Source organism: Tabrizicola sp. (assembly GCF_030694085.1).
Taxonomy (GTDB): domain Bacteria; phylum Pseudomonadota; class Alphaproteobacteria; order Rhodobacterales; family Rhodobacteraceae; genus Tabrizicola.
In genome coordinates, this window is sequence record NZ_JAUXZE010000035.1 from 552,105 (window position 1) to 574,998 (window position 22,894).

A 22,894-nucleotide genomic window follows, 5' to 3' on the forward strand; every position below is an offset into this window, starting at 1 on the left:
CCTTACTCAAGGATTTTGTCCCCGGCCTCAGCCTCAGGGCGTCATGCGGCCGAACCAGTCCAGATCTTCCATCGTGATCCAGCCCGACAGGATCACCCCCGCGATCACCGCCCAGATCGGTGTCGCGATCAGCGTCGTGATCCAGGCCTTGCGCTTCATCACTTCACCGGCCGGGGCACCTGGCGGCGTCCCGGGGACAATGTGCTTTGCCTCGTCCTGCGACACCGTGCGATAGGGCAGTACGCAGAACAGCGTCATGAACCAGGTGATCGAGTACAGAACCAGTGCCGCGGTGATCGTCATGCCTGTTCCAGCTCCACCAGACAGCCGTTGAAATCCTTGGGATGCAGGAACAGCACCGGCTTGCCATGCGCCCCGATCTTCGGCTCGCCCGACCCCAGCACCCGCGCGCCGGACGCCTTCAGGTGATCCCGCGCGGCCAGAATGTCGTCGACCTCGTAGCAGATATGGTGGATGCCGCCCGAGGGGTTCTTCTCCAGAAAGCCCGCGATGGGGGAGTTTTCGCCCAGGGGATAAAGAAGCTCGATCTTGGTGTTCGGCAATTCGATGAAAACCACCGTCACCCCGTGGTCAGGCTCTGGCTGCGGCGCGCCGACCTTGGCGCCCAGCGTCGCGCGGTATTGCGCCGCTGCCGCCTCAAGGTCGGGCACGGCGATGGCGACGTGGTTCAGGCGTCCGATCATGGGGGTCCCCTTGCAAGCTCTCGACCCGCTTATGCGACCCGGCCCCCTGGCATGCAAGCGGGCTTTGGGTCGCAGGCGTTAACCCGGACTTTACGGCGATTGAGGACACTCGGCCTGAAGAAGACGAGGTAGCTCATGCCATTTCCGCCCGATCCGATGATCCCCCAGCCTCCCTCGCACGGGCCCGGTCGTCTGCCGCTGCAGGGCCTGTCGCTGTTGATCGTTGACGACAGCCGCTTCACCTGCGACGCGCTGCGCCTGATCCTGCAGCGGGCAGGCGCACGGCTTCGGCGTGCGGAAAGCCTTGAAATAGCAAGGCTTCACTTGGCCTTCCACCGACCGGACCTGGCGATTGTCGACCTTGGCCTGCCCGATGGCAGGGGGGAAGACCTGATCGCCGAGCTTGCATCCGAGGGGCTTCCCGTCCTGGGTCTTTCCGGCGACCCCGACGGGCGCGAGGCGGCGCTGGATGCCGGGGCGACGGAGTTTCTGGAAAAGCCGCTCGGCTCCGCAGCAGGGCTGGTCCGGCTGATTCGCCAGCTTGCCACCGGAGCGGGTCCGGTCGAGAAAGGGGATGACGCCCCCGCCCCCCTGGGCGATCCGCTGGCCTTGCGCGATGACCTTATGCGCGGCGTCAGCCTGATCACCGCACCGGGCGATCCAGTCTATGCCAAGGGTTTCCTGCGCAGCCTCGCGCGCGCGGCGGGCGATACGGCGCTTGCGGCGGCGGTGGAAGAGACCCACACCGCCTTCGACCGCGCCAAACTGGCCCGCATGATCGAGGACCGGCTCGCCGCCCTCAGTTCACTGGCGTGACTCGGGGCCCAGCGCCGGATCGCTTGCCGCCCGCACCAGCCGCGTCAGGTCGGACAGACGCTCTTTCTGCCGTCCCTTCGCGTCGAAATTCGTGGGCGACAGCCAGGCCGCATAGGCTTCGGCCAGCGCCGGCCACTCGCTGTCGATTACACTGAACCAGGCCGTATCGCGGTTCCGTCCCTTCACGATCAGGTGGTTGCGGAACACCCCTTCAAAGCTGAACCCCAGCCGTTGCGCCGCCCGGCGCGACGCAAGGTTCAGCGCGTTGCACTTCCACTCGTATCGCCGGTAGCCCGCCCTGAACGCCCAGTCCATCATCAGGAACATGGCTTCCGTCCAGGCCGCACCCCGCTGCATTGGCGGAGCGATGCAGATGTGCCCGACCTCGATCGACCCCGCCTCTGGCGCGATCCGCAGGTAGCTCGCGATCCCGCCCGCCTGCCCCGTTTCCCTGTCGCGCAGCACCAGAAAGCGCGGGTCCTCGCCCGCCTCCCGCTCCCGCGCCCAACGGTGATAGGCCGAGCCCGAGGCGAACGGGCCATAGGGCATGTAGTCCCACAAGCTGTCATGGCCCTGGAACGCCTGGTGCAGATCGAAGGCATGGGTATCTGCCACCAGCGGCTCCAGCCTTGCCAGGTGGCCCTCCAGCGCCGGGAAGTCCGGGCGCCGGGGCGGCGTCCATCCTGACACGATCTCTCCCAGCCGTGCATCGGACATGGCGCGCCCTCCCCTGACCCCGCCTCACGCTAGGCTTGGCGGCGGGGCATGGCAAGTCGCTGGCTAGAAGTGGAAATCCGCAGGATAGGAATGGAACCCGTCGAAATCCGCCTTGCCAAGCGGCACCCCGGCAGCGCGCAGGGCGGCATAGCCCATCGTCAGGTGAAAGAAGAAGTTCGGCAGACCGTAAAGGTGCAGGAACTCTGTCCCCGTCTGCTCCAGCACGGCAAAGCCTGCCTGGTGGCGGATCACCCGCGTCTCGGCGCCCTCGAAATCGGCCGGTTGCATCGCCCCCAGCATCGCCCGCGCCACCGCAAGCCGCGGCCCCAGGGCCTGCGGCAGGTCCGGCACCTCGCGCCCGGCCAGAGGACAGGCAATCCGCAACGCGAACCCCGCCGCCGTGGCGAATTGCTGGCTGGCCGGAAAACTGTCGGCAATCCGCGCGGCCAGGGCCTCCGGTCCCGCCTTCTCGGCCATCGCCGCCACGCGGGCGAGGTAGTGCCGGAAGACGGGGACCGAGGCCTGGTACATCACGCCTCCTTGGGCAAGACGCGCAGGCGCAATTCGCGCAACTGTTCGTTCATCGGCTCTGACGGCGCGCCCATCAACAGGTCCTCGGCGCGCTGGTTCATCGGGAACATGATCACTTCGCGGATGTTCTGGGTGTCGGCCAGCAGCATCACGAGCCGGTCGATCCCAGCCGCGCAGCCGCCATGCGGAGGCGCCCCGTACTTGAACGCCTTGACCATTCCGCCGAACCGCTTGTCGACTTCCGACGCCGGATAGCCCGCCACCTCGAAGGCCTTGTACATGATCTCGGGCTTGTGGTTGCGGATCGCGCCCGAGATCACCTCATAGCCGTTGCAGGCCAAGTCATACTGATAGCCCAAAACCTCCAGCGGGTCGCCGTTCAGCGCCTCAAGGCCCCCCTGCGGCATCGAGAAGGGGTTGTGGCTGAAGTCGATCTTCCCCTCGTCGGTCTTCTCGTACATCGGGAAATCGACGATCCAGGCAAAGCGGAAGCTGTCCTTGTCGGTCAGCCCCAATTCCTCGCCGATCACGTTCCGCGCCCGGCCGGCGATGGGTTCGAAAGTTTCCGGCTTGCCGCCAAGGAAGAACGCCGCATCGCCCTTGTCGAGGCCCAGCTGCACCCGGATCGCCTCGGTCCGCTCGGGTCCGATGTTCTTGGCCAGGGGGCCAGCGGCTTCCATGCCCGACCCATCTTCGGCCTCACGCCAGAAAATATACCCCATCCCCGGCAGCCCCTGCTGTTGCGCAAAGGCGTTCATCCGGTCGCAGAACTTGCGGCCCACGGGTTCGCCCGACGGCCCCTTGGGTGCCGGAATGGCGCGGATCTCGTTGCCTTCCTGCTCCAGCAGCCTGGCGAAGATCGCAAAGCCCGAACCGCGGAAATGCTCCGACACGTCCTGCATCTTGATCGGGTTGCGCAGGTCGGGCTTGTCCGAGCCGTACCACTTCAGCGAGTCCCGATAGGCGATGCGCGGCCAGTCCGCATGAACCTTCCGCCCCTTCCCGAACGCCTCGAACAGACCCTGCAACACCGGCTGGACGGCGGCAAAGACGTCATCCTGGGTGACAAAGGACATCTCGATGTCCAGCTGGTAAAAGTCGGTGGGCGACCGGTCCGCGCGCGGGTCTTCATCCCGGAAACACGGGGCGATCTGGAAATAGCGGTCGAAACCCGCGACCTGGATAAGCTGCTTGAACTGCTGCGGTGCCTGCGGCAACGCATAGAACTTGCCCGGATGCAGCCGCGACGGCACCAGGAAGTCGCGCGCGCCCTCGGGGCTGGAGGCGGTGATGATCGGCGTCTGGAACTCGGTGAAGCCCTGGTCCCACATCGCGTTGCGCAGCCAGCGCACCACGTTCGAGCGCAGCATCATGTTCTGGTGCATCGTGTCACGGCGCAGGTCAAGGAAGCGGTAGGTCAGCCGCGTTTCCTCAGGGTATTCGGCATCGCCGAAGACCGGCAGCGGCAGCTCTTCCGAGGCGCCCAGCACCTCGACCTCGGTCACATAGACCTCGATCTCGCCGGTCGGGATCTTGCCGTTGACCAGCGACGCGTCCCGCGCCTTCACCCTGCCATCGACCCGGATCACCCACTCGCTACGCACCTTCTCCAGTGCCGGGAAGGCGGGCGAATCCCCGTCGCACAGGACCTGGGTTATCCCGTAGTGGTCGCGCAGGTCGATGAACAGCACGCCCCCATGGTCCCGCACACGGTGGACCCAGCCCGACAGGCGGACAGACTGCCCCACATGTTCCTTGTTCAGCGCGGCACAGGTGTGGCTGCGATAGGCGTGCATCATGGTTCCCCTTTCCAGGGCCTCAATTCCATCGCGCCGATACACCTTGCCCCCTGCCCGAAGTCAAGCCCGCGCCCTTTCATCTTTGCCCAAATATCCCCGCCGGAGGCAGCCGACCCTGGTCGCAAGGGCCTCCGGCGGGGATATTTATCCAAAGATGAAAACGGCGGGGATCAGGCCGCGCAGCGCGTTGCCGACCCAAAGCCGCACCTCGGGCAGGTCCTCGGCCCGCAGCAGTTCTTCTGGGCAGCCGAGTTCCGCGCGCAACACACCCGGCAGAAGGCCGCAAGACAGGGGCGGCGTGCGCAGTCCCTGCCCCCGGTCGAAGAAGACGCTGGTGATCGACCCGTCGCAGACCTCGCCGCGCTCGTTGAGGAAGATCACCTCGTCCACCCCCGCCGGCAGCGACGCGCGCGCGCGGTCATAGGCTTCGCGCCGCGTCGACTTGACCCGCAGCCAGGGATCGTCCGAGCGCAACCGCGCGCGCGCCAGCCCGACCCGCCATTCGGCCTTGGCAGGGGGCAGCGGGGCCACCGTCCAATCCACGCTTGCGTCCCGATCCAGCGTCAGGCGCAGCCGCGCCGGATGACCCGGGCCGTCCGGCATCACCCCGGGGCACCGCCAGCCCAGCAGTTCAGCCGACCGCCGCAACCGCGCCTCATGCAGGGTCCAGCGCGGCGCGGCGCGACCGTCCCACAGCACCGTCTCGATCAGCTTCAGTCCCGGCTCACCGCCGCATTCACGAAGCGCGCCTTCCACAGCGCCTCCTCCCATTCGCCATCGACCGTCGAGCCATGCGTCAGCCCGCCGCCCACGTTCATCGTGATCCGGTCCCCGTCAACCGACAGCGTGCGGATCGCGACTGAGAAATCCGCATCGCCCTGCGGAGACATCCAGCCGACCGCGCCGCAATAGACGCCACGGGCATCCGGTTCGACCTCGCGGATGATCTCCATCGCCCTGATCTTTGGCGCGCCGGTCACCGATCCGCAGGGAAACAGCGCCGCCATCAGCCCCGGCAGGGTCGCCGGTCCGTCCAGCACCCCCTCAACGGTCGAGGTCATCTGGTGAACCGTCGCATAGCTTTCGATCGCATACAGCGCCGGGACCTGCACCGTTCCCACCTTCGACAGCCGCGAGATGTCGTTGCGCAGCAGGTCCACGATCATCAGGTTCTCGGCGCGGTCCTTCTCGTCGCTGCGCAGATCCGCGATGATCGCGGCATCCTCGGCCGCATCCTTGCCGCGGGGCCGCGTGCCCTTCATCGGACGGGTGACGATCTTGCTGCCCTGAACCATGAAGAACAGTTCAGGAGAGCGGGAAACGACGATGGGTCCGACGCCCAGGTCGACATAGGCGCCGTGCCCCACCGCTCCGGTGCGACGGAACGCGCCATAAAGGCCCAACGCGGTCCCGGAAACCAGGTGCGCCGCCATGGGAAAGGTCAGGTTGACCTGATAGCAGTCACCCGCCGCGATATAGTCGAAAACCTTGCGCGCCGCATAGCCATAGGCGCGGCGGCTGACCAGCGGCGCGGGCGCGGTCATGCGAGTGGCACCTGAATCCCGGGCCGCACGCTCCAGCGCCTCGACCGCCGGACGGGGCGCGTCATAGACGCCCAGCGCCAGCAGCGGCCCGGGGCGTTTGCGGGGCATCCGGCGGGCGAGCTTCGGCTCCAGTGCATAGCCTGCCTCGTAGGCGACATAGCCTGCAAGCCAGGCCCCCTGTGCCCGCAACGCCTCGGCCCGGGCAAGGGCGGGCGCGACGTCTTTCTGCGTATGGGCCGCAATGACCTCGCGCGGCGCGTCGAAAAGCGCCGGTGCCCCGTCTGGCCCATGTTCAAGAAGGATCACCCGCGCACCCTTACTGTCCTGCCGTCCGAGATAGGCCGATCCTGCACCCCGCGCCAGTGGCTTTCCCGACAGGCTTAAGGGGGTTTGCGACCCGCCGGTTTGCCCCTTGCGCCGGTCCGGCTTCTGTCTATAACCCGCACAATTTTGCGCAATAGGTGGGGGCTACGATGCCGAAGCGGACCGATATAAAGTCGATCATGATCATCGGCGCGGGCCCCATCGTCATCGGCCAGGCCTGCGAGTTCGACTACTCCGGCGCCCAGGCCTGCAAGGCCCTGCGTGAAGAAGGCTACCGGGTCATCCTGGTGAACTCGAACCCTGCGACGATCATGACCGACCCGGGGCTTGCTGATGCGACCTACATCGAGCCGATCACCCCCGAAGTCGTCGCCAAGATCATCGAAAAGGAACGCCCCGACGCGCTTTTGCCGACGATGGGCGGGCAAACCGGCCTGAACACGGCGCTGGCGCTGGCCGACATGGGCGTGCTGGACCAGTTCGGGGTCGAACTGATCGGGGCCAAGCGCGAGGCCATCGAGATGGCCGAGGACCGCAAGCTGTTCCGTGAGGCGATGGACCGGATCGGCCTGGAAAACCCCAAGGCCACCATCATCGCGGCACCGAAGAAGGCCGACGGCAAATACGACATCGCCGCCGGTGTCGCCGAAGCCGTCGCCGCCATCGAATATGTCGGCCTGCCCGCCATCATCCGCCCGGCCTTTACCCTGGGTGGCACCGGCGGCGGCGTCGCCTACAACCGCGACGACTATGAGGCGATTGTCCGCTCGGGGCTTGAGGCCTCCCCGGTCGCACAGGTGCTGGTCGACCAGTCGCTGCTGGGCTGGAAGGAATACGAGATGGAGGTGGTCCGCGACCGCGCCGACAACGCCATCATCGTCTGCTCGATCGAAAACGTCGACCCGATGGGGGTGCACACCGGCGACAGCATCACCGTCGCCCCGGCCCTGACCCTGACCGACAAGGAATACCAGATCATGCGCAACGGCAGCATCGCCGTCCTGCGCGAGATCGGCGTCGAAACCGGCGGCTCGAACGTGCAATGGGCGATCAACCCCGCCGATGGCCGCATGGTCGTGATCGAAATGAACCCCCGCGTGTCGCGATCCTCCGCGCTGGCGTCCAAGGCCACCGGCTTCCCCATCGCCAAGATCGCTGCGAAACTCGCCATCGGCTACACCCTGGATGAACTCGACAACGACATCACCAAGGTCACGCCCGCCAGCTTTGAACCTTCCATCGACTACGTCGTCACCAAGATCCCCCGCTTCGCCTTCGAGAAATTCCCCGGCTCGGAACCCAACCTCACCACCGCGATGAAATCCGTAGGCGAGGCGATGGCCATCGGCCGCACCATCCACGAGTCGCTGCAAAAGGCCCTCGCGTCGCTGGAAACCGGACTGACGGGCTTTGACGAAATCGACATCCCGGGCGCGCCGGACAAGGCCTCCATCGTAAAGGCCCTCGGCCAGGCCACCCCCGACCGCCTGCGCGTCATCGCCCAGGCCATGCGCCACGGGCTGACCAACGACGAGATCAACCAGATCACATCCTTCGACCCCTGGTTCCTGTCCCGCATCCGCGAGATCATCGACACCGAGGCCACCATCCGCAAGGACGGCCTGCCCACCAACCCCGAAGCCCTGCGCAAGCTGAAGATGATGGGCTTCACCGACGCCCGCCTCGCCAAACTCACGGGCCGCGACGAAGCGCAGGTCCGCCGCGCCCGTCAGCGCCTCGGCGTCACCGCCGTCTTCAAGCGCATCGACACCTGCGCCGCCGAGTTCGAGGCCCAGACCCCCTACATGTATTCCACCTACGAACACCCCGCGATGGGCGACGTGGAATGTGAATCCCGCCCCACCAAGGCGAAGAAGGTCGTCATCCTCGGCGGCGGCCCGAACCGCATCGGGCAAGGCATCGAATTCGACTACTGCTGCGTCCACGCCTGCTACGCCCTCACCGCCGCGGGCTACGAGACCATCATGGTCAACTGCAACCCCGAGACAGTTTCCACCGACTACGACACCTCCGACCGCCTGTATTTCGAGCCGCTGACCCTGGAACACGTCCTCGAAATCCTGCGGGTCGAGCAGGAGAACGGCACTCTCCACGGCGTCATCGTCCAGTTCGGCGGCCAGACGCCCCTCAAACTCGCCAACGCGCTCCACGCCGAAGGCATCCCGATCCTCGGCACCACGCCCGACGCCATCGACCTTGCCGAAGACCGCGAACGGTTCCAGCAGCTTCTCCACAAGCTTGGCCTCAAGCAGCCGCACAACGGCACCGCCCGCAGCCGCGATGAGGCCTTCACCGTCGCGCAGGATGTCGGCTACCCCCTCGTCATCCGCCCCTCCTTCGTCCTTGGTGGCCGCGCGATGGAGATCATACGCGACGACGCCCAGCTGGAACGCTACATCACCACCGCCGTCCAGGTCTCCGGCGACTCGCCCGTCCTCCTCGATAGCTACCTCTCCGGTGCCGTCGAGGTTGACGTCGATGCGTTAAGCGACGGTAAAGCCGTGCATGTCGCTGGAATCATGGAACATATCGAGGAGGCTGGCGTCCACTCCGGCGACTCGGCCTGCTGCCTCCCGCCGCACCAGCTCTCCGCCGAGACCGTCGAGGAACTCAAACGCCAGACCGTCATCATGGCCCTCGCCCTGAACGTCGTCGGGTTGATGAACGTGCAATTCGCGATCAAGGACGGCGTGATCTACGTCCTGGAAGTGAACCCACGCGCCAGCCGCACCGTGCCCTTCGTCGCCAAGGCCACCGACTCCGCCATCGCCAGTATCGCCGCCCGCCTGATGGCTGGTGAGCCGCTCTCGGCCTTCCCGATGCGCGCCCCCTACCCCGCCGGCGTCGGCCCCGACACCGACCTGCCGCTCGCCGACCCGCTGACGCTGGCCGACCCGAACACCCCGTGGTTCTCCGTCAAGGAGGCCGTCCTCCCCTTCGCCCGCTTCCCCGGCGTCGACCCGGTCCTTGGCCCGGAAATGCGGTCAACCGGCGAAGTGATGGGCTGGGACCGCACCTTCGCCCTGGCCTTCCTCAAGGCCCAGATGGGCGCCGGGACGATCCTGCCGACCGAAGGCCGCGTCTTCCTGTCGGTCAAGGACATGGACAAGACCCCGGCGCTGGCTGATGCCGCCCGCGACCTTGTTGCGATGGGCTTCGTGATCGTCGCCACCAAGGGCACTGCGAAGTGGCTTGCCTCGCAGGACGTGCCGTCCGAGGCCGTCGCCAAGGTCTACGAAGGCCGCCCGAACATCGTCGACCGTCTGAAGAACAACGACATCGCGCTGGTGATGAACACGACCGAGGGCACGCAGGCGGTGTCCGACAGCCGGGATATCCGCCGCGTCGCGCTGATGGACAAGATCCCGTATTTCACCACCGCTGCGGCGAGTGTGGCCGCCGTGGCCGCGATGAAGGCCCGGGGCGAGGGGTATGGCGTGCGGACGTTGCAGGGATGAGTCGTTGACAAGCTTAGCTTTGAGCATCAGACAAAGTTTCTTAGCGCACGCGCGATCTGAAGCGGTGAATGATGCCTTATAAGCATTTGGTAGACGAGCGTGAGTTCAGTCACTCAACAAGAAAGCTTTTGTCGTTAGTTTGCTTAGTCATTGCAGCAACAATTGGCTTCATGACTTTCACCTGTACAAAGTGGCTGTTTTTTACAGACGAATGCTCCTTAGCGCCGGGACTGATATCCGCACCCATTGCAATAGCTTTTGTCTTGCCGCTGTACTTGCGTGGAATTTTACGCTGGAGTTCGTCTGTATTCGGCCTTCTGTCCTTCGCACTTTTCACTTCAGTGTTTGCAAGTCTGATTTCTCTTGCCGTAGGGGGAACAATTTCGAACTACCTCTTGGCTGCGGCGATTGTTCTTTCGTGGGGAGGAATGCGAGGCATCGCGGGGTTGTCTTGGGCTCTGGTGCTGGGCTCAGTCGTCGTCAGGGCGACGGACATCGGCACGGCAATGGGGCCCTTTGGCTTTGTCTTGGTCTTATCAGCTTTTGTCGGACTGCTTCTCCATGCGCGACTTAGCCCAGCACAATTGTTCGCAGAAATCATTCGCGAATTTCGTCCAGAGGCTAGGCTTAACGCCACGACCACTCCAGCGGACCGACTCCCGACCGAGTCCGGCTCTGCAGATACAACCTCCATCTAGATTGGGTATTTAGTGCCTGGCTTGCGCTAGGCTGTCCTCAGTGCAAGCGCCTATTCCAGCCACCCCTCCAGAAACGCTAACGCCCGCGCCGGTTGTGATCTTTCGCAAGACTTATGACAGACAACTGTCCGCAGAACCCTTGGCTACAATCGCCTGCCAATCCGGGCCAAGTGTTTGGCGCGCCGACAAGGCATCCCTCATCCGCGCATCACCCTTCTGGATGATCTGGATAACCATGTCCTGCGTGTTCGTCCCGTAGGTTTGGAAGCCACCGTATGTGGTGAACATCCCGCCAGTAATCTCCGCCCTGGACTGATCCCCCACGACGATGAAGCGGTCAGCGCCACGCTTGATGACTTCGATGGCTGCCTCACGGAAGGCAATCTCCCGCGTACCCTTGGCACCGCACATATCCTCGGCTTCGGTCGAGATCTTGAACGATGTCTGCGTCAGCGGCTGCACACTCGTTTCGACGCATCCGACCAAAGCCACAAAGGAACACACAACCACGAAATTCCGCACGGGAGAATCCCCTGTTCATAACTTTCTGCCACTAATGCATAGCCGCCCGATCCTTAACAATCCCCTAACGAGAAAATCCAACCCACTGAAATCCCTCCCAGACTCCGTTTTGTCCACCGTGGACACCCCTCCCCCCAAGGTCGCTTTCCGTCCCCAATCCGTCCCCTCCGGCTTGGAAACCCCGCCCCGGCCCGCTACTCTCCGGCCCCAAAGGAGACCCCCATGACCCGCGAGACGACCCTTTCCCTGATCCGCCGCTACTACGACGCCTTCAACGCGGGCGACCCCGAGGGGATGCTCGCTTGTCTCGCCGACGACATCGAGCATCGGGTGAACGAGGGCGGGCACCGGATCGGGAAGGCGAAGTTCGCCGAATTCTGCGGCCACATGGGGGTCAGCTACCGGGAGCAACTCCGCGACCTCACCATCTTCGCCACCGACGACGGCACCCGGGGGGCCGCCGAATTCGTGGTCCACGGGGTTTACCTGAAGACCGACCCCGGCTTGCCCGAAGCGAAGGGCCAGACCTACATCCTCCCCGCCGGGGGGTTCTTCGAGGTCAGGGACGGCCTCATCTGCCGCATCACCACCTTCTACAACCTGAACGACTGGACCCAGCAGGTCAGCCGATGAACCTTGACGAAATCGACGTCCGCGCCCTGAACGGCCCCGACCTCGAAGCCGCCCTCGACGGCGTCGCCCAGCTGCGGATCACCGTCTTCCGGGACTGGCCCTACCTCTACGACGGCTCCCACGAATACGAACGCGAATACCTCGCCACCTACCGCGACAACCCGGGCGCGCTTCTGGTCGGGGCGTTCCACGACGGCCATTTGATCGGCGCCTCGACCTCGACCCCGATGGAGGACCACGCGCCAGAGTTCGCGGCACCGTTCCGCAACCTTGGCATCCCGCCCGAGAGCATCCTTTACGGGGCGGAGTCCGTCCTTCTTCGCCCCTACCGCGGTCTCGGCCTCGGGCACCGCTTCATCGACCTTCGGGAGGCCCATGCACGCGCCCTGGGCCGCACCCATGTCGCCTTCTGCTCGGTGATCCGGCCCGACGACCACCCGGCCCGACCCGCAGCCGCCCGAACCAACGACGCCTTCTGGCGGGGGCGGGGGTACGAGACGCTGCCGGGCGTGCTGGCAAGGTTCAGCTGGAAGGACCTTGGCGACAGCGCCGACACCGAGAAGCCCTTGCAGTTCTGGATGCGGAAGCTCTGACGCCTACTTCACGTCCAGGTGGATCGCCCGCCGGTAAGCCCGTTGCCCGTAAAGCAGGGCCGACCCGCTGCCCGACAGCCGCACCGTATTGACGCGACCGATGATGACATGGTGCGTCTCCCACAAGAGGGCGGTGGCGAGGCGACATTCGAAACTGGCCGTGGCCCCGGCAAGCAAGGGCTGACCCGCGTCGCCGGCAGACCAGGTCACCTGCTCGAAACGCTCGGCCCGGTCGGCGGCACTGCGTCCGGCAAACAGGTTCGCGATCTCTTGTTGGTCCTCGGCCAGAAGGTTGGCGCAGAAGGCGCGGTTCTGCAGGATCGCGGTCGCCGCCGGGGATTGGCGGTTGATGCAGACCAGCAGCGACGGATGTTCGCCATCGGCCGAGACCGAAGTGAGCGAGGACACGGTGACGCCCGCACGTCCGCCCTCGCCATCCGTGGTGGCGACAGCGACAAAAGTGGCCGCGCGGCTCATGCCTTCGACGAAGGCAGCGCGGAGGTCGGCAAGTTCAGGCATCTGGTATCCCGGCGTTCGGACTTTGGTGGCCGCGAGGGCCCTTCTGACCATGTAAGCCATAAACGCGCCGTGAAAATGGCGGACGCCTTGGCCTGAAGGGTTTTTGTTGCGCTCAGGAATAGCGTGAGCGGGCTGGCACCGCGCGCGCGGGACGCCCCCCCAGATCGTCCAGGATCGGGCAGTCCGGTCGGGCATCCCCGGCACAGGAATGGACCAGATGTTCCAGGCTCGCCTTCATCGCCTGCATTTCAAGGATGCGAAGCTCAAGGGCAGCGACCTGCGCTTCGGCAAGCTCTTTGACGTCCGCACTGGCCCGGCTGCGGTCCCGCCAGAGCGCCAGCAGGTCCGCCACCTTTTCCATCGGGAACCCAAGATCCCGCGCCCGTCGGACAAAGCGCAGGATCTGCACCTCCTTCGGGCCATAGGTCCGATAGCCGGACGCGGTGCGCCCGGCCGGCGGGATCAGTCCCGTCTCCTCATAATAGCGGATCATCTTGGCCGAGACGCCGCTGGCGGCTGCGGCTTCACCGATGTTCATCATGCGCGGGCTCCATAGCGTTTCAGCCGCAGGGCGTTGGTCAGGACGAAGACCGACGACATCGCCATCGCCCCTGCGGCCAGCACGGGCGACAGAAGGATGCCGAAGGTCGGATAAAGGACCCCTGCCGCCACCGGGATCAAGGCGGCGTTGTAGGCAAAGGCCCAGAACAGGTTCTGCTTGATGTTCCGCATCGTCGCGCGGCTAAGCCCGATGGCATCGGCCAGCGCGGGTAACCGCCCCGAGACCAGCACCACATCCGCCGCCTCGATGGCGATGTCGGTGCCGGTGCCCATCGCGATCCCCACATCCGCCTCGGCCAGGGCGGGGGCGTCGTTGATCCCGTCCCCGGCGAACGCCAGCGCGCCCTCGGCCTTCAGCTTGCGGATCACCTCGACCTTGCCTTCGGGTGTCACTTCCGCCACCACCTCGTCGATGCCCAGATCCCGCGCGATGGCCCGCGCCGTCCGGGCGTTGTCGCCCGAGATCATCGCCAGCTTCAGCCCCATCGCCTTCATCGCGGCAATCGCGGCCGGGGTCGTCGGCTTCACCGTGTCGGCGACTGCCAGCAGCGCCACGGCCTTGCCATCCCGCGCCGCATAAAGCGGGCTTTCGCCCCGATCCGCCAGCCGCTCGGCCTCGGGCAGGAAGGCGGCGATATCCACGCCACGATTGCCCATCTCACGGGCCGAACCCAGGGCGATCTCTGCCCCGCCGACCCGGGCCGAGACGCCATGGCCGGGCTTTGCCAGGAACCCCTCGACCGCGGGCAGGGTCATTCCCACAGCCGCCACGACAATGGCGCGGGCGACGGGATGCTCCGATTGCGCCTCGACCGCCGCCAGCACCGGCAGCAGGCTCTCCTTCGTCTCGCCCTCCGCGGGCTGAAAGCTGGTCAGCACCGGCTTGCCCTCGGTCAAGGTTCCCGTCTTGTCGAACGCCACGACCTGCACGCCTTGCAGCGCCTGCAAGGCCTCGCCCTTGCGGAACAGGACCCCCAGTTCGGCGCCCCGGCCCGTCCCCACCAGGATCGACACCGGGGTCGCCAGCCCCATCGCGCAGGGGCAGGCGATGATCAGCACCGCCACGGCATTGACCAGGGCCATCGGCAGGGATGGCGCCGGACCGAACACCAGCCAGACCAGGAAGGTCGCCACCGCCAGACCCATCACCGCAGGTACGAACCACAGCGTCACCTTGTCGACCAGCGCCTGAATCGGCAGCTTGCCGCCCTGCGCCGCCTCGACCATGCGGATGATCCGCGACAGCATGGTGTCCGCGCCGACCGAGACCGCCTCCATCACCAAGGCGCCGGTCTGGTTCACCGTGCCGCCGATCACCCGGTCGCCGGCGTGCTTTTCCACCGGCAGCGGCTCGCCCGTGACCATCGACTCGTCGATCCAGCTTGCGCCCTCGGCCACCCGGCCGTCCACCGGCACCCGTTCACCGGGGCGAAGCTCCAGCAGGTCGCCCGTGCGCACCTCGGCCACCGGCACGTCGCGGACCTGTCCGTCACGCCGCAGGTGCGCGACAGAGGGCTGCAAGCCCACCAGCCGCTCGATCGCCCTGGACGACCGGCCCTTGGCCCGCGCCTCCAGCAGGCGGCCCAGCAGGATCAGCGTCACGATCACCGCCGCCGCCTCGAAATAGACCACGACCGAACCCGGCGGCAGCAGCCCCGGCAGGAAGGTCGCCAGCGTCGAGTAGGCCCAGGCCGCGCCGGACCCGATGGCGACCAGCGACGACATGTCGGGCGCGCCCTTCACGAGCGCCGGGATACCCTTGACGAAGAACCGCCGACCGGGACCGGCCAGGACCAATGTGGTCAGCAGGAACTGGATCAGCCAGCTTGCGCCCTGCCCGATGGTCCCAATGATAAAGTGGTGAAACGCCGGAACCAGATGCGCGCCCATCTCCAGCACGAAGACCGGCAGGGTCAGGACGGCCGCTAGGATCACGTCGCGGGTCAGCCCCTCGGCCTCGCGCTCGCGGCGTTCGGCCGGAGTCTCCGCGTCCTGGGCCGAGGCGACGTGCGCCTCGTATCCCACGGCCTTGACCGCCTGGATCAGGGCCGCGGGATCAACCGCCCCCTCGACCCGCGCGCTTTCGGTGGCAAGGTTCACATTGGCCAGCGTCACCCCCGGCACCGCCTTCAACGCGCGTTCCACGCGGGCCACGCAAGAGGCGCAGGTCATGCCCTCGATCGTCAGGTCCCGGGCGGTGACGGGGACATGGTAGCCCGCCTTCTCGACCGCGCCGATCAGCGCGTCGGGCAGGGCGATGCCGGTGATCTCGGCCGTTTCGGTCGCCAGGTTGACCGCAGCCGAACTGACGCCGGGCACGGCCTTCAACGCCCGTTCGACGCGCCCCGCGCAGGAGGCGCAGGTCATGCCGGTGATAGGCAGAGCGAGGGTGGTTTCAATGCGTGGAGCAGTCATGGTCCGATCCTCCTTGATGGTCGGGACCTTCCTCATATGGACCTTCCCATGATGGCAAGGTCAAGCCCCTGACGGCTTTTTTTCACATGCCCTGGAAAACTGCCGCCCACGACGTTCTCGGTCGGGACGCGACCGTCGTCTGGACGTGGAACGGACCGCAAGCTTCTGCGTTGATCGACGATCTGGACAAGGACTTCCCGCATGGGCCCGTCATATCCAACGACGTCCTGCCTACGGCACGCCCTTGATAATCGGCTGCGGTTCGGCGCGCGGGTCGCGGCATGACCGGGTGGGAAGGCATCTACTGCGGCCCTGCGCCTGCACCGGAAGAGATCTTGCTGCGCTGGAACCTCGACCCCTGGGCGCTTGCAGTCATTGCAGGTCTGGCGCTGCTGTCGGGTCGAAGCAGGCCGGGATATGCCGCCGTTGTCGTGCTGACGATAACCTTCCTGTCGCCCCTCTGCGCCTTGTCCGCGGCGCTTTTCTCGGCGCGAGTCGTGCACCACGTCCTGCTGGTGGCCATCGCGGCCCCCCTTCTGGCACTGGCCCGACCGTCGCGCAGGAGCACCGGCGCAGGACTGCCGTTCCTTCTGGCGACGGCGGCACTCTGGCTGTGGCATCTGCCAGTCGCCTATGACGCCGCCCTTTCGGACATGGCGGTGTACTGGGTGATGCAGGCAAGCCTTCTGGCCTTGGCCTGGATGTTCTGGCGCGCCGTCTTTTCGCAACCCGCTGGTGCGGGGGTCGTCTGGGTCTTTCTTGGCTATCTTGGTATGGGGATGCTGGGCGCCATCCTGACCCTTGCCCCCAATGGCCTCTATGCGGCCCACGCGTCCGCGCCGCTCATGTGGGGCATGACACCGCTTGCCGATCAGCAGCTGGGCGGTCTGGTGATGTGGATGCCGGCCGGGCTGCCTTATGCGGTCTGGGGCGGGATGCTGGCCCGCCGCGCCTGGCGCGCAACAGGGACAGCCTGATGAGTTGGGCCGAGGCACTGACCCCGCACATCAAGGCCCTGCACCTGGGCTTACTGGCGCTGTGGATCGCCGGACTTTTTGCTTTGCCGCAGATGCTGGCGCGGCACGAACCCGGGATGATTCAGTCCGAATTCGCCCAGATCCGCCGCGCCACCCACTTCACCTATGTCTGGGCCGTCACCCCCGCCGCTGTCCTGGCCATCGTAACCGGCACCATGCTGATCTACCTGCGCGACGTCTTCACAGTCTGGCTGTTCGGCAAGCTGGTCCTGGTGGCCGGGCTGGTCGCCGTCCACGCCTGGGTCGGACACACGATCATTGCCGTGGCCGAGACCGACGGCCGCCATGACCCTCCCGCAGCGTTGATGCCGGGCCTTGTCACCCTGGGTCTGGTAATTGGTGTCCTGATGCTGGTTCTGGGGAAACCCGAGCTGGAGGAACTGCCGGTCCCCGCCTGGCTGACGGCGCCCTTGGACCGTCAGTTGCCCTTCGACGTTCCCAACCGATAATCGAAGACCAGTTTGCCGCCATGCCAACCCGTCGCACTTACCACCAGGACCGCAAAGCCGGAAAGCAGCAGCCCCCAAGGCAGCACGGCAGTCTCGTAGCCGGTCAGCCGCCAGCCCCAGTTCAGCCCCAGAAGCGACAGCAGCATGACCGCGATGACGAAATGCGTCCAGGCGGCCGCGCGGATGCGGATGCCCGGCACCATCAGAAGCTCCATCGTGCCAGTGAACCCTGCCAGCAGTCCGAAGAGGAAGGCCGTGCCGCAGGCCCAAAGCGCCGCCCAGGCCCAGCGCTCCTCGCCCGACCACCAGTAGAACAGGTCCGCCCCGAAGGCGCAGAAGGTCAGCGCGACCGGAAAGGCGACAGTCATGGCATGCAGCGGATGGCCCAGGATGGCCATCCGGCTTTCGGTCTTGTCGAAGTCGGGATGGCTGGCAATCGGATCGTTGACCGAGGCGGCCTCGTCTGGTTCGGGCTCCTTGCGCGGCGGATCGATTTTCTGCGTCACCGGAGACTCCTTCGCTTTCTGGCCTGCGGGGCAACGCTTCAGGGGCTTGCCGGTTGCCAGGATCGGCTCTCGACCCTGCATCCGGCCGGTCCGGCAGCAGCAGCCATCGCGGAAATCTGGTGGATCATGCTGGCGGGCAGCCTTGCTATCCTGGTGCTCGTCCTTGCCCTATTGATCGCCGCCCTGCTACGCCGGCCGGCGCAGTCCGACGACTCCGAGAGGGGGACGGGGCTGTGGCTCTGGACCTTGGGCCTGGCCTTCCCGCTCACGACGTTGGCCGCGCTGACAGTCTACGGGCTGCAGATGGGCGAACGGCTGCTGCCCCGCGACACCCCCGACCTGGTGACAGTGACCGCCGAGGCGCGGCAATGGGCCTGGACCTTCGGCTATCCCGATGCACCCGGCCTTGCGACCGACGGTGTGCTTCACATCCCCGCCGGACGACCTGTCGATGTGCAGATCACCAGCCGCGATGTCGTTCATTCCTTCTGGGTGCCGCGCCTTGCGGGCAAGCTGGACGCCCTGCCCGGCCATGTGAATGTGCTGCGGATCGAGGCCCCCGCACCAGGCACCTATTCCGGCCAGACCGCCGAGTTCAACGGCGCGGGCTATGCCGGTCATGTCTTCACCGTCCAGGCGCACGACCCGGCGGCCTGGGTCCGCTTCCTGCAAGAGGGGCCGCCATGACCCAGAAGCCCCCCCGCCGCGGCACGGCCCTGCGCCTGCACCGTCAGCTTGAACGCATCTGGTCGCCCGACCCCCGCTTCCGGGGCTGGCTGACCACGAACAACAACAACGATGTCGGGCGGCTTTTCCTGGCCGTGGCGACACTGTTCTTCGTGATCGGTGGCCTTCTTGCCATGCTGATCCGGGCGCAGCTGGCAACGCCCGGCTCGGCCTTCATGGGACCCGAGGCCTACAACCAGGTCTTCACGATGCATGGCACCGTGATGATGTTCCTGTTTGCCATCCCCTTCTTCGAGGCGCTGGCGGTCCTGCTTTTGCCTGGGATGCTGGGAACCCGCGACCTCGCCTTTCCCCGGCTTGGGGTTTACGGGCTTTGGGTCTACATCTTCGGCGGCAGCGCGGTGATCGTCGCCATGCTGATGGGGCTGTCCCCGGACGGCGGCTGGTTCATGTATCCACCGCTCAGCTCGGCCGCCTTTTCGCCGGGGATCGGGGCCGACGTCTGGCTTCTGGGCATCACCTCGATCGAGGTCTCTGCCATCGCCACTGCGGTCGAGATCGTCGTGACCGTCCTGCGCTATCGCGCCGCCGGGATGAGCCTGTCGCGGATGCCGATCTTCGCCTGGTACATTCTGGTCGTCGCGGTGATGATCCTGACCGCCTTCCCGCCGATGATCCTGGGCTCCTTGCTGCTTGAAACCGAGCGCGCCCTTGGATGGCCCTTCTTCCAGGTCGAGAACGGCGGCGACCCGCTCCTGTGGCAGCACCTCTTCTGGCTTTTCGGCCACCCGGAGGTCTACATCATCTTCCTGCCCGCCGCCGGGATGATCGCCACCATCCTGCCGGTGATGGCTCGGACGACGCTGTTGGGCTACGGCTGGGTCGTGGCGGCGGCAGTGTCGCTGGCGGTCCTCAGCTTCGGGCTTTGGGTCCATCACATGTTCACCACCGGCATCCCGCACCTTGGCCTTGCCTTCTTCTCGGCCGCCTCGACGCTGGTTGCCGTTCCGACATCGATCATGATCTTTTCCTGGATCGGCACGCTGTGGAAGGGTCGGGTACAGATGAAGCTGCCGATGCTCTGGCTGCTGGGCTTCTTCGCGACCTTCGTGATCGGCGGGCTGACCGGAGTCATGCTGGCCATCGTGCCCTTCAACTGGCAGGTCCACGACACCCACTTCGTCGTTGCCCACCTGCATTACGTGCTGATCGGCGGCTATGTCTTCCCGATGATCGCGGCAGTCTATTATTTCCAGCCGCTGCTGACCGGACGCTTCCATTACTTCCGCCTGGGAGCGGTGGCCTTCTGGCTGGTCGTTCCCGCCTTCCACATCACCTTCCTGGCGGTGCATGTGGTCGGCCTTCTCGGCCAGCGTCGGCGGACCTGGACCTATGACGAGGGGCAGGGTTGGGAGCTTCTGAACCTCATCGCCTCGACCGCCTCTTTCGTCATGGCCATCGGCTTTGCCCTGGTCATCCTGGACATCGGGATCACCACCTTCTCCGGGCTGCGCGGCAAGCGGAACCCCTGGGGTGCGACCACGCTGGAATGGGCCGCGCCGATGCCTTCGCCTGCCTACGGTTTCGCCTCGATCCCCATCGTCCGGGGCCGTTACCCGCTGACCGATGACCCCGACCTGCCGCAGCGGATCGCCAGGGGCGAGGGCTACCTTGCCGACACTTCCCGCAACAGGCGGGAAGCACTGATCGTCACCACCACGACGGGCAAGCCGTTGCAGGTGGCCGTCATGCCGGGGAATTCGGCCCTGCCCATCCTGCTCGCCGTCGTCACCAGCACCTCGTTCCTGGCCCCGCTGGTCCAGGCCTACTGGCTGTCGGCCCTGGCGCTGGTGGGCGTGGTCATCGTGGCTCTGGTCTGGGTCTGGACCACCGCCCCCCGCCAGAGCGAAGGGCTGGTCGATGCCGGTCACGGAGCGCGCCTGCCGGTCGCTGCCGAAAGCCCGGACCCGCCCGGCTGGTGGGGCTCGCTGTTCCTGCTGGTGGCGGACGGCGTGCATTTCGGCTCGCTGATGTTCGGCTATGCCTTCCTCTGGACGGTCGCCCCGAACTGGCCCCCGCCGTCCTACCTTGTCCCCACGCTGCTTCCGGTCCTCCTCGCCCTGGGCGGAGCGGCCGCACTTGCCGCCGGGCCGCGTCTGGCCGCCCGCGCTGTAGCGACCGGCCATCGGACCGCACTGGCGCTGGTCCTGAGCCTGTTCGGGGCGCTGTCCCTTGCCACCGCTGCCGCCTCGGTCATGCTGGCCCGACAAGATCCCGCGGGGCATGCCTACGACGCCGCGCTCTGGCTTCTGGCGGGGCATGTCGGCTTCCATGCCGCGCTGGCGGTAATCATGCTGGGGTACCTCGCATTGCGCCGGATCTCCGGGCATGGCCTGCGGGTCGGCGAGGCGCGCATCGTCTCGCTCTGGGCCGATTTCACCGCTGCGACCGGGCTGGTGGCCCTGGCCGCAGCCTGGTTGCCGGGGACCTTCGCATGACAAATATCCTGCGTCTGGCGCTGCCCTTCACGATCTGGCTGATCGGCTTCAGCGCGATCTACGCGCTGCAGGGCCTGACCTGCTCGCGCCACTGGCCCGAGGAACTGGAACCGCGCCTGGCGCTGATCGGCGGGGCGGCCGTTTTCGTGGTGATCCAGGGACTGGCTCTTGCGGCGCTTCTCGCCCTGCAGTCGCAGTCGCGCTTCGTGCAGACCGCCGCCACGATCCTGGGCACCGCAGCCTTGGCGGCCGCGCTCTGGACTGTCTTGCCGGTGCTGACCATCACGGTCTGCGGCTAGTCGGTGGGTGCGGAGTCCGGCGCGGTGGGTTCCGCCGGAACTGCCGGGGCGGGCTCTTCCGGGGCCGCGTCCTCTGCAGGGCTTTCGGGTGCGGGGATCTCGGGGGTCGGGCTTTCAGGCGCAGTGCCATCGTTCGCCGCGGGTCCGGCCGCCGGATCGGTCGCCACGCGGTCGGTCTCGACAGGGGCGTCGGTGATCCGGCCATCTGCCGCAGCGACACGCCAGACCGTGTTGCCCGCGTCATCGGCGATCAGCAGCGCCCCGGTCCCGTCGATCCCCAGACCGACCGGACGTCCGCGCACCTGTTCCTCATCCGGCAGAAGGAACCCCGTCACAACATCCTGCATCATGCCGTCCGGCATCCCGTCGCGGAACGGCACATAGGACACCTTGTAGCCGTTGAACTCTTCCCGGTTCCAGCTGCCGCGCTGCCCGACGAAGGCGCCACTGGCGTAGTCCTCTGGCATCGCCGTGCCATGCGTGAAAACCAGCCCGAGGGCGGCCACGTGGCTGGACAGGGCATAGTCAGGTTTGATTGCCGCCTCGACCAGATCGGGTCGCGCCGGGCGAACCCGTTCATCGACATGCTGGCCGTAATAGCTGTAGGGCCAGCCGTAAAACCCATTCTCGACGACCGAGGTCATGTAGTCCGGCACCAGGTTCGGCCCCAACTCGTCCCTTTCGTTTATCACGGCCCACAGCACGCCCGTCTCGGGGTGGAAGATCAGCCCGTTCGGATTGCGCAGGCCCGACGCGAACATCCGCGAAGCCCCGGTCTCGCGGTCGATCTCGAAGATCGCGGCACGTCCCCGTTCCAGTTCCATCGAGTTCTCACCCGCGTTCGAGTTCGACCCCACCGAGGCATAAAGCTTGGTCCCGTCCGGGCCGAGAGCCAGGTCCTTGGTCCAGTGGTGGTTCAACGGGCCGCCGGACAGCAGGGTTACCAGGACCGGGTCGGTGGTGATTTCGGTGTCGCCCAGGGCATAGGGATAGCTGACCACGCCGTCGGCCATCGCCACGTAAAGCGTGTCGTCAATCCAGGCCACCCCGAAGGGCGAGTTCAGCCCGGTCAGAAGGTCATGACGTTCGTCCACCATGCCGTCGCGGTTCCGGTCCCGCAACAGGGTGATCAGGTTGCTCTCGGGCGCCGGGCCCGAACCGCCACCCGCCGCCATCTTCATGATCCAGCCGCGAATATAGTCCTTCGGGCGAAACTTGGGCTTGCCCTCCGGGGCCCGCGACTGCACGACAAGCACGTCCCCGTTCGGCAGCGTATGCAGGGTTCGCGGGTTCACCAGATCGGTCGCATAGGCCGTGATCGTCAGACCATCCGGGACCAGAGGGGTTTCGCCCTCTTCCCAGCCGATGACCTCGCCGACATTCATCCCCGGCCAGAGATCGCTGTAGACGGGCTCTGGCAGTACCGGGTCGGGCCCGATCTGGCTGGAGATGTCGAAGTCGCCATCCTGTGCCTGGGCCGACACGGGAACGACGGCAGCCAGTGCGATGCCGGTCATCAGGACAGCTCGCAGGGAAAGGGTCGCGGATTTCATTCTGAAGTAC

General features: G+C 66.2%; 23 protein-coding genes. 10 read left to right on the forward strand and 13 right to left on the reverse strand.

Going from position 1 to position 22,894, the window contains the following annotated elements; all coding sequences use genetic code 11:
• Positions 1 to 33 precede the first annotated feature (33 nt).
• Complete coding sequence (locus Q8M85_RS07770; RefSeq protein WP_305542502.1) at positions 34 to 303, reverse strand: DUF1467 family protein; 270 nt, start codon at positions 301 to 303, stop codon at positions 34 to 36.
• A complete protein-coding gene (mce, locus tag Q8M85_RS07775; RefSeq protein WP_305542504.1) occupies positions 300 to 704 on the reverse strand; it encodes a methylmalonyl-CoA epimerase in 405 nt (134 codons plus the stop codon). The genes Q8M85_RS07770 and mce overlap by 4 nt, the downstream gene beginning before the upstream one ends.
• A gap of 135 nt (positions 705 to 839) precedes the next feature.
• Here mce and Q8M85_RS07780 point away from each other — a divergent pair, with 135 nt between their 5' ends.
• Positions 840 to 1,520, forward strand: coding sequence for a response regulator (locus Q8M85_RS07780; protein ID WP_305542505.1), 681 nt, complete (start codon positions 840 to 842; stop codon positions 1,518 to 1,520).
• On the opposite strand, the gene Q8M85_RS07785 is transcribed toward Q8M85_RS07780, so the two are convergent.
• From Q8M85_RS07785 to Q8M85_RS07805, 5 genes are all read right to left on the reverse strand, one after another.
• Positions 1,509 to 2,237 (reverse strand): GNAT family N-acetyltransferase, encoded by a 729-nt coding sequence (locus Q8M85_RS07785; RefSeq protein ID WP_305542506.1) that lies wholly within the window; start codon positions 2,235 to 2,237, stop codon positions 1,509 to 1,511. The genes Q8M85_RS07780 and Q8M85_RS07785 overlap by 12 nt on opposite strands.
• A 63-nt stretch (positions 2,238 to 2,300) precedes the next feature.
• Positions 2,301 to 2,768, reverse strand: coding sequence for a DUF1993 family protein (locus Q8M85_RS07790; protein WP_305542507.1), 468 nt, complete (start codon positions 2,766 to 2,768; stop codon positions 2,301 to 2,303).
• On the reverse strand, positions 2,768 to 4,564 hold the full coding sequence (aspS, locus tag Q8M85_RS07795; RefSeq protein WP_305543012.1) for an aspartate--tRNA ligase: 1,797 nt from the start codon (positions 4,562 to 4,564) through the stop codon (positions 2,768 to 2,770). The genes Q8M85_RS07790 and aspS overlap by 1 nt, the downstream gene beginning before the upstream one ends.
• A 147-nt stretch (positions 4,565 to 4,711) precedes the next feature.
• Positions 4,712 to 5,323 (reverse strand): aminotransferase class IV family protein, encoded by a 612-nt coding sequence (locus Q8M85_RS07800; RefSeq protein WP_371135213.1) that lies wholly within the window; start codon positions 5,321 to 5,323, stop codon positions 4,712 to 4,714.
• Positions 5,281 to 6,417, reverse strand: a complete 1,137-nt coding sequence (locus Q8M85_RS07805) for an aminodeoxychorismate synthase component I (protein WP_305542513.1) — start codon at positions 6,415 to 6,417, stop codon at positions 5,281 to 5,283. Before Q8M85_RS07805 ends, Q8M85_RS07800 begins: the two co-directional genes overlap by 43 nt.
• 167 nt (positions 6,418 to 6,584) lie before the next feature.
• Here Q8M85_RS07805 and carB point away from each other — a divergent pair, with 167 nt between their 5' ends.
• Together carB and Q8M85_RS07815 are read left to right on the forward strand one after the other, a co-directional pair.
• Positions 6,585 to 9,914, forward strand: coding sequence for a carbamoyl-phosphate synthase large subunit (gene carB, locus Q8M85_RS07810; RefSeq protein ID WP_305542516.1), 3,330 nt, complete (start codon positions 6,585 to 6,587; stop codon positions 9,912 to 9,914).
• Positions 9,915 to 9,982: 68 nt separating this feature from the next.
• A complete protein-coding gene (locus tag Q8M85_RS07815) occupies positions 9,983 to 10,612 on the forward strand; it encodes a hypothetical protein (protein WP_305542519.1) in 630 nt (209 codons plus the stop codon).
• Between the two features lie 111 nt (positions 10,613 to 10,723).
• Here the strand turns inward: Q8M85_RS07815 and Q8M85_RS07820 are convergent, their stop codons facing one another.
• Positions 10,724 to 11,134 carry a hypothetical protein gene (locus Q8M85_RS07820; protein ID WP_305542522.1) on the reverse strand — a complete coding sequence of 137 codons (411 nt, stop codon included), beginning with the start codon at positions 11,132 to 11,134 and terminating at the stop codon, positions 10,724 to 10,726.
• Positions 11,135 to 11,356: 222 nt separating this feature from the next.
• Here Q8M85_RS07820 and Q8M85_RS07825 point away from each other — a divergent pair, with 222 nt between their 5' ends.
• Together Q8M85_RS07825 and Q8M85_RS07830 are read left to right on the forward strand one after the other, a co-directional pair.
• Complete coding sequence (locus tag Q8M85_RS07825) at positions 11,357 to 11,767, forward strand: ketosteroid isomerase-related protein (RefSeq protein ID WP_305542524.1); 411 nt, start codon at positions 11,357 to 11,359, stop codon at positions 11,765 to 11,767.
• Complete coding sequence (locus Q8M85_RS07830) at positions 11,764 to 12,360, forward strand: GNAT family N-acetyltransferase (protein WP_305542527.1); 597 nt, start codon at positions 11,764 to 11,766, stop codon at positions 12,358 to 12,360. The genes Q8M85_RS07825 and Q8M85_RS07830 overlap by 4 nt, the downstream gene beginning before the upstream one ends.
• A gap of 3 nt (positions 12,361 to 12,363) precedes the next feature.
• Here the strand turns inward: Q8M85_RS07830 and Q8M85_RS07835 are convergent, their stop codons facing one another.
• The 3 genes from Q8M85_RS07835 to Q8M85_RS07845 all read right to left on the reverse strand — a co-directional run bounded on the left by Q8M85_RS07835 (position 12,364) and on the right by Q8M85_RS07845 (position 15,855).
• Positions 12,364 to 12,879, reverse strand: a complete 516-nt coding sequence (locus tag Q8M85_RS07835) for a flavin reductase family protein (RefSeq protein WP_305542530.1) — start codon at positions 12,877 to 12,879, stop codon at positions 12,364 to 12,366.
• Positions 12,880 to 12,991: 112 nt separating this feature from the next.
• Positions 12,992 to 13,417, reverse strand: coding sequence for a Cu(I)-responsive transcriptional regulator (cueR, locus tag Q8M85_RS07840; RefSeq protein ID WP_305543014.1), 426 nt, complete (start codon positions 13,415 to 13,417; stop codon positions 12,992 to 12,994).
• Positions 13,417 to 15,855 (reverse strand): heavy metal translocating P-type ATPase, encoded by a 2,439-nt coding sequence (locus tag Q8M85_RS07845; RefSeq protein WP_305542532.1) that lies wholly within the window; start codon positions 15,853 to 15,855, stop codon positions 13,417 to 13,419. The genes cueR and Q8M85_RS07845 overlap by 1 nt, the downstream gene beginning before the upstream one ends.
• A gap of 281 nt (positions 15,856 to 16,136) precedes the next feature.
• On the opposite strand from Q8M85_RS07845, the gene Q8M85_RS07850 reads away from it, so the two are divergent.
• A complete protein-coding gene (locus Q8M85_RS07850) occupies positions 16,137 to 16,832 on the forward strand; it encodes a cytochrome c oxidase assembly protein (RefSeq protein WP_305542535.1) in 696 nt (231 codons plus the stop codon).
• Entirely contained in the window at positions 16,832 to 17,341 is a 510-nt protein-coding gene (locus Q8M85_RS07855) for a CopD family protein (protein ID WP_305542538.1), read from the forward strand. The genes Q8M85_RS07850 and Q8M85_RS07855 overlap by 1 nt, the downstream gene beginning before the upstream one ends.
• On the opposite strand, the gene Q8M85_RS07860 is transcribed toward Q8M85_RS07855, so the two are convergent.
• Positions 17,311 to 17,778, reverse strand: a complete 468-nt coding sequence (locus Q8M85_RS07860) for a DUF2231 domain-containing protein (RefSeq protein ID WP_371135220.1) — start codon at positions 17,776 to 17,778, stop codon at positions 17,311 to 17,313. The two genes, Q8M85_RS07855 and Q8M85_RS07860, sit on opposite strands and share 31 nt — an antisense overlap.
• Positions 17,779 to 17,973: 195 nt before the next feature.
• On the opposite strand from Q8M85_RS07860, the gene Q8M85_RS07865 reads away from it, so the two are divergent.
• The 3 genes from Q8M85_RS07865 to Q8M85_RS07875 are packed head-to-tail and all read left to right on the forward strand — an operon-like array spanning position 17,974 to position 21,331.
• Positions 17,974 to 18,534 (forward strand): cytochrome c oxidase subunit II, encoded by a 561-nt coding sequence (locus tag Q8M85_RS07865; protein WP_305542544.1) that lies wholly within the window; start codon positions 17,974 to 17,976, stop codon positions 18,532 to 18,534.
• On the forward strand, positions 18,531 to 21,032 hold the full coding sequence (locus Q8M85_RS07870; RefSeq protein ID WP_305542547.1) for a cbb3-type cytochrome c oxidase subunit I: 2,502 nt from the start codon (positions 18,531 to 18,533) through the stop codon (positions 21,030 to 21,032). The genes Q8M85_RS07865 and Q8M85_RS07870 overlap by 4 nt, the downstream gene beginning before the upstream one ends.
• Complete coding sequence (locus tag Q8M85_RS07875; protein WP_305542550.1) at positions 21,029 to 21,331, forward strand: hypothetical protein; 303 nt, start codon at positions 21,029 to 21,031, stop codon at positions 21,329 to 21,331. Before Q8M85_RS07870 ends, Q8M85_RS07875 begins: the two co-directional genes overlap by 4 nt.
• Here the strand turns inward: Q8M85_RS07875 and Q8M85_RS07880 are convergent.
• The gene (locus tag Q8M85_RS07880) at positions 21,328 to 22,884 is read right to left on the reverse strand and encodes a sorbosone dehydrogenase family protein (protein WP_305542553.1); all 1,557 of its coding nucleotides are present in this window, start codon (positions 22,882 to 22,884) and stop codon (positions 21,328 to 21,330) included. The genes Q8M85_RS07875 and Q8M85_RS07880 overlap by 4 nt on opposite strands.
• Between the last annotated feature and the right edge of the window lie 10 nt (positions 22,885 to 22,894).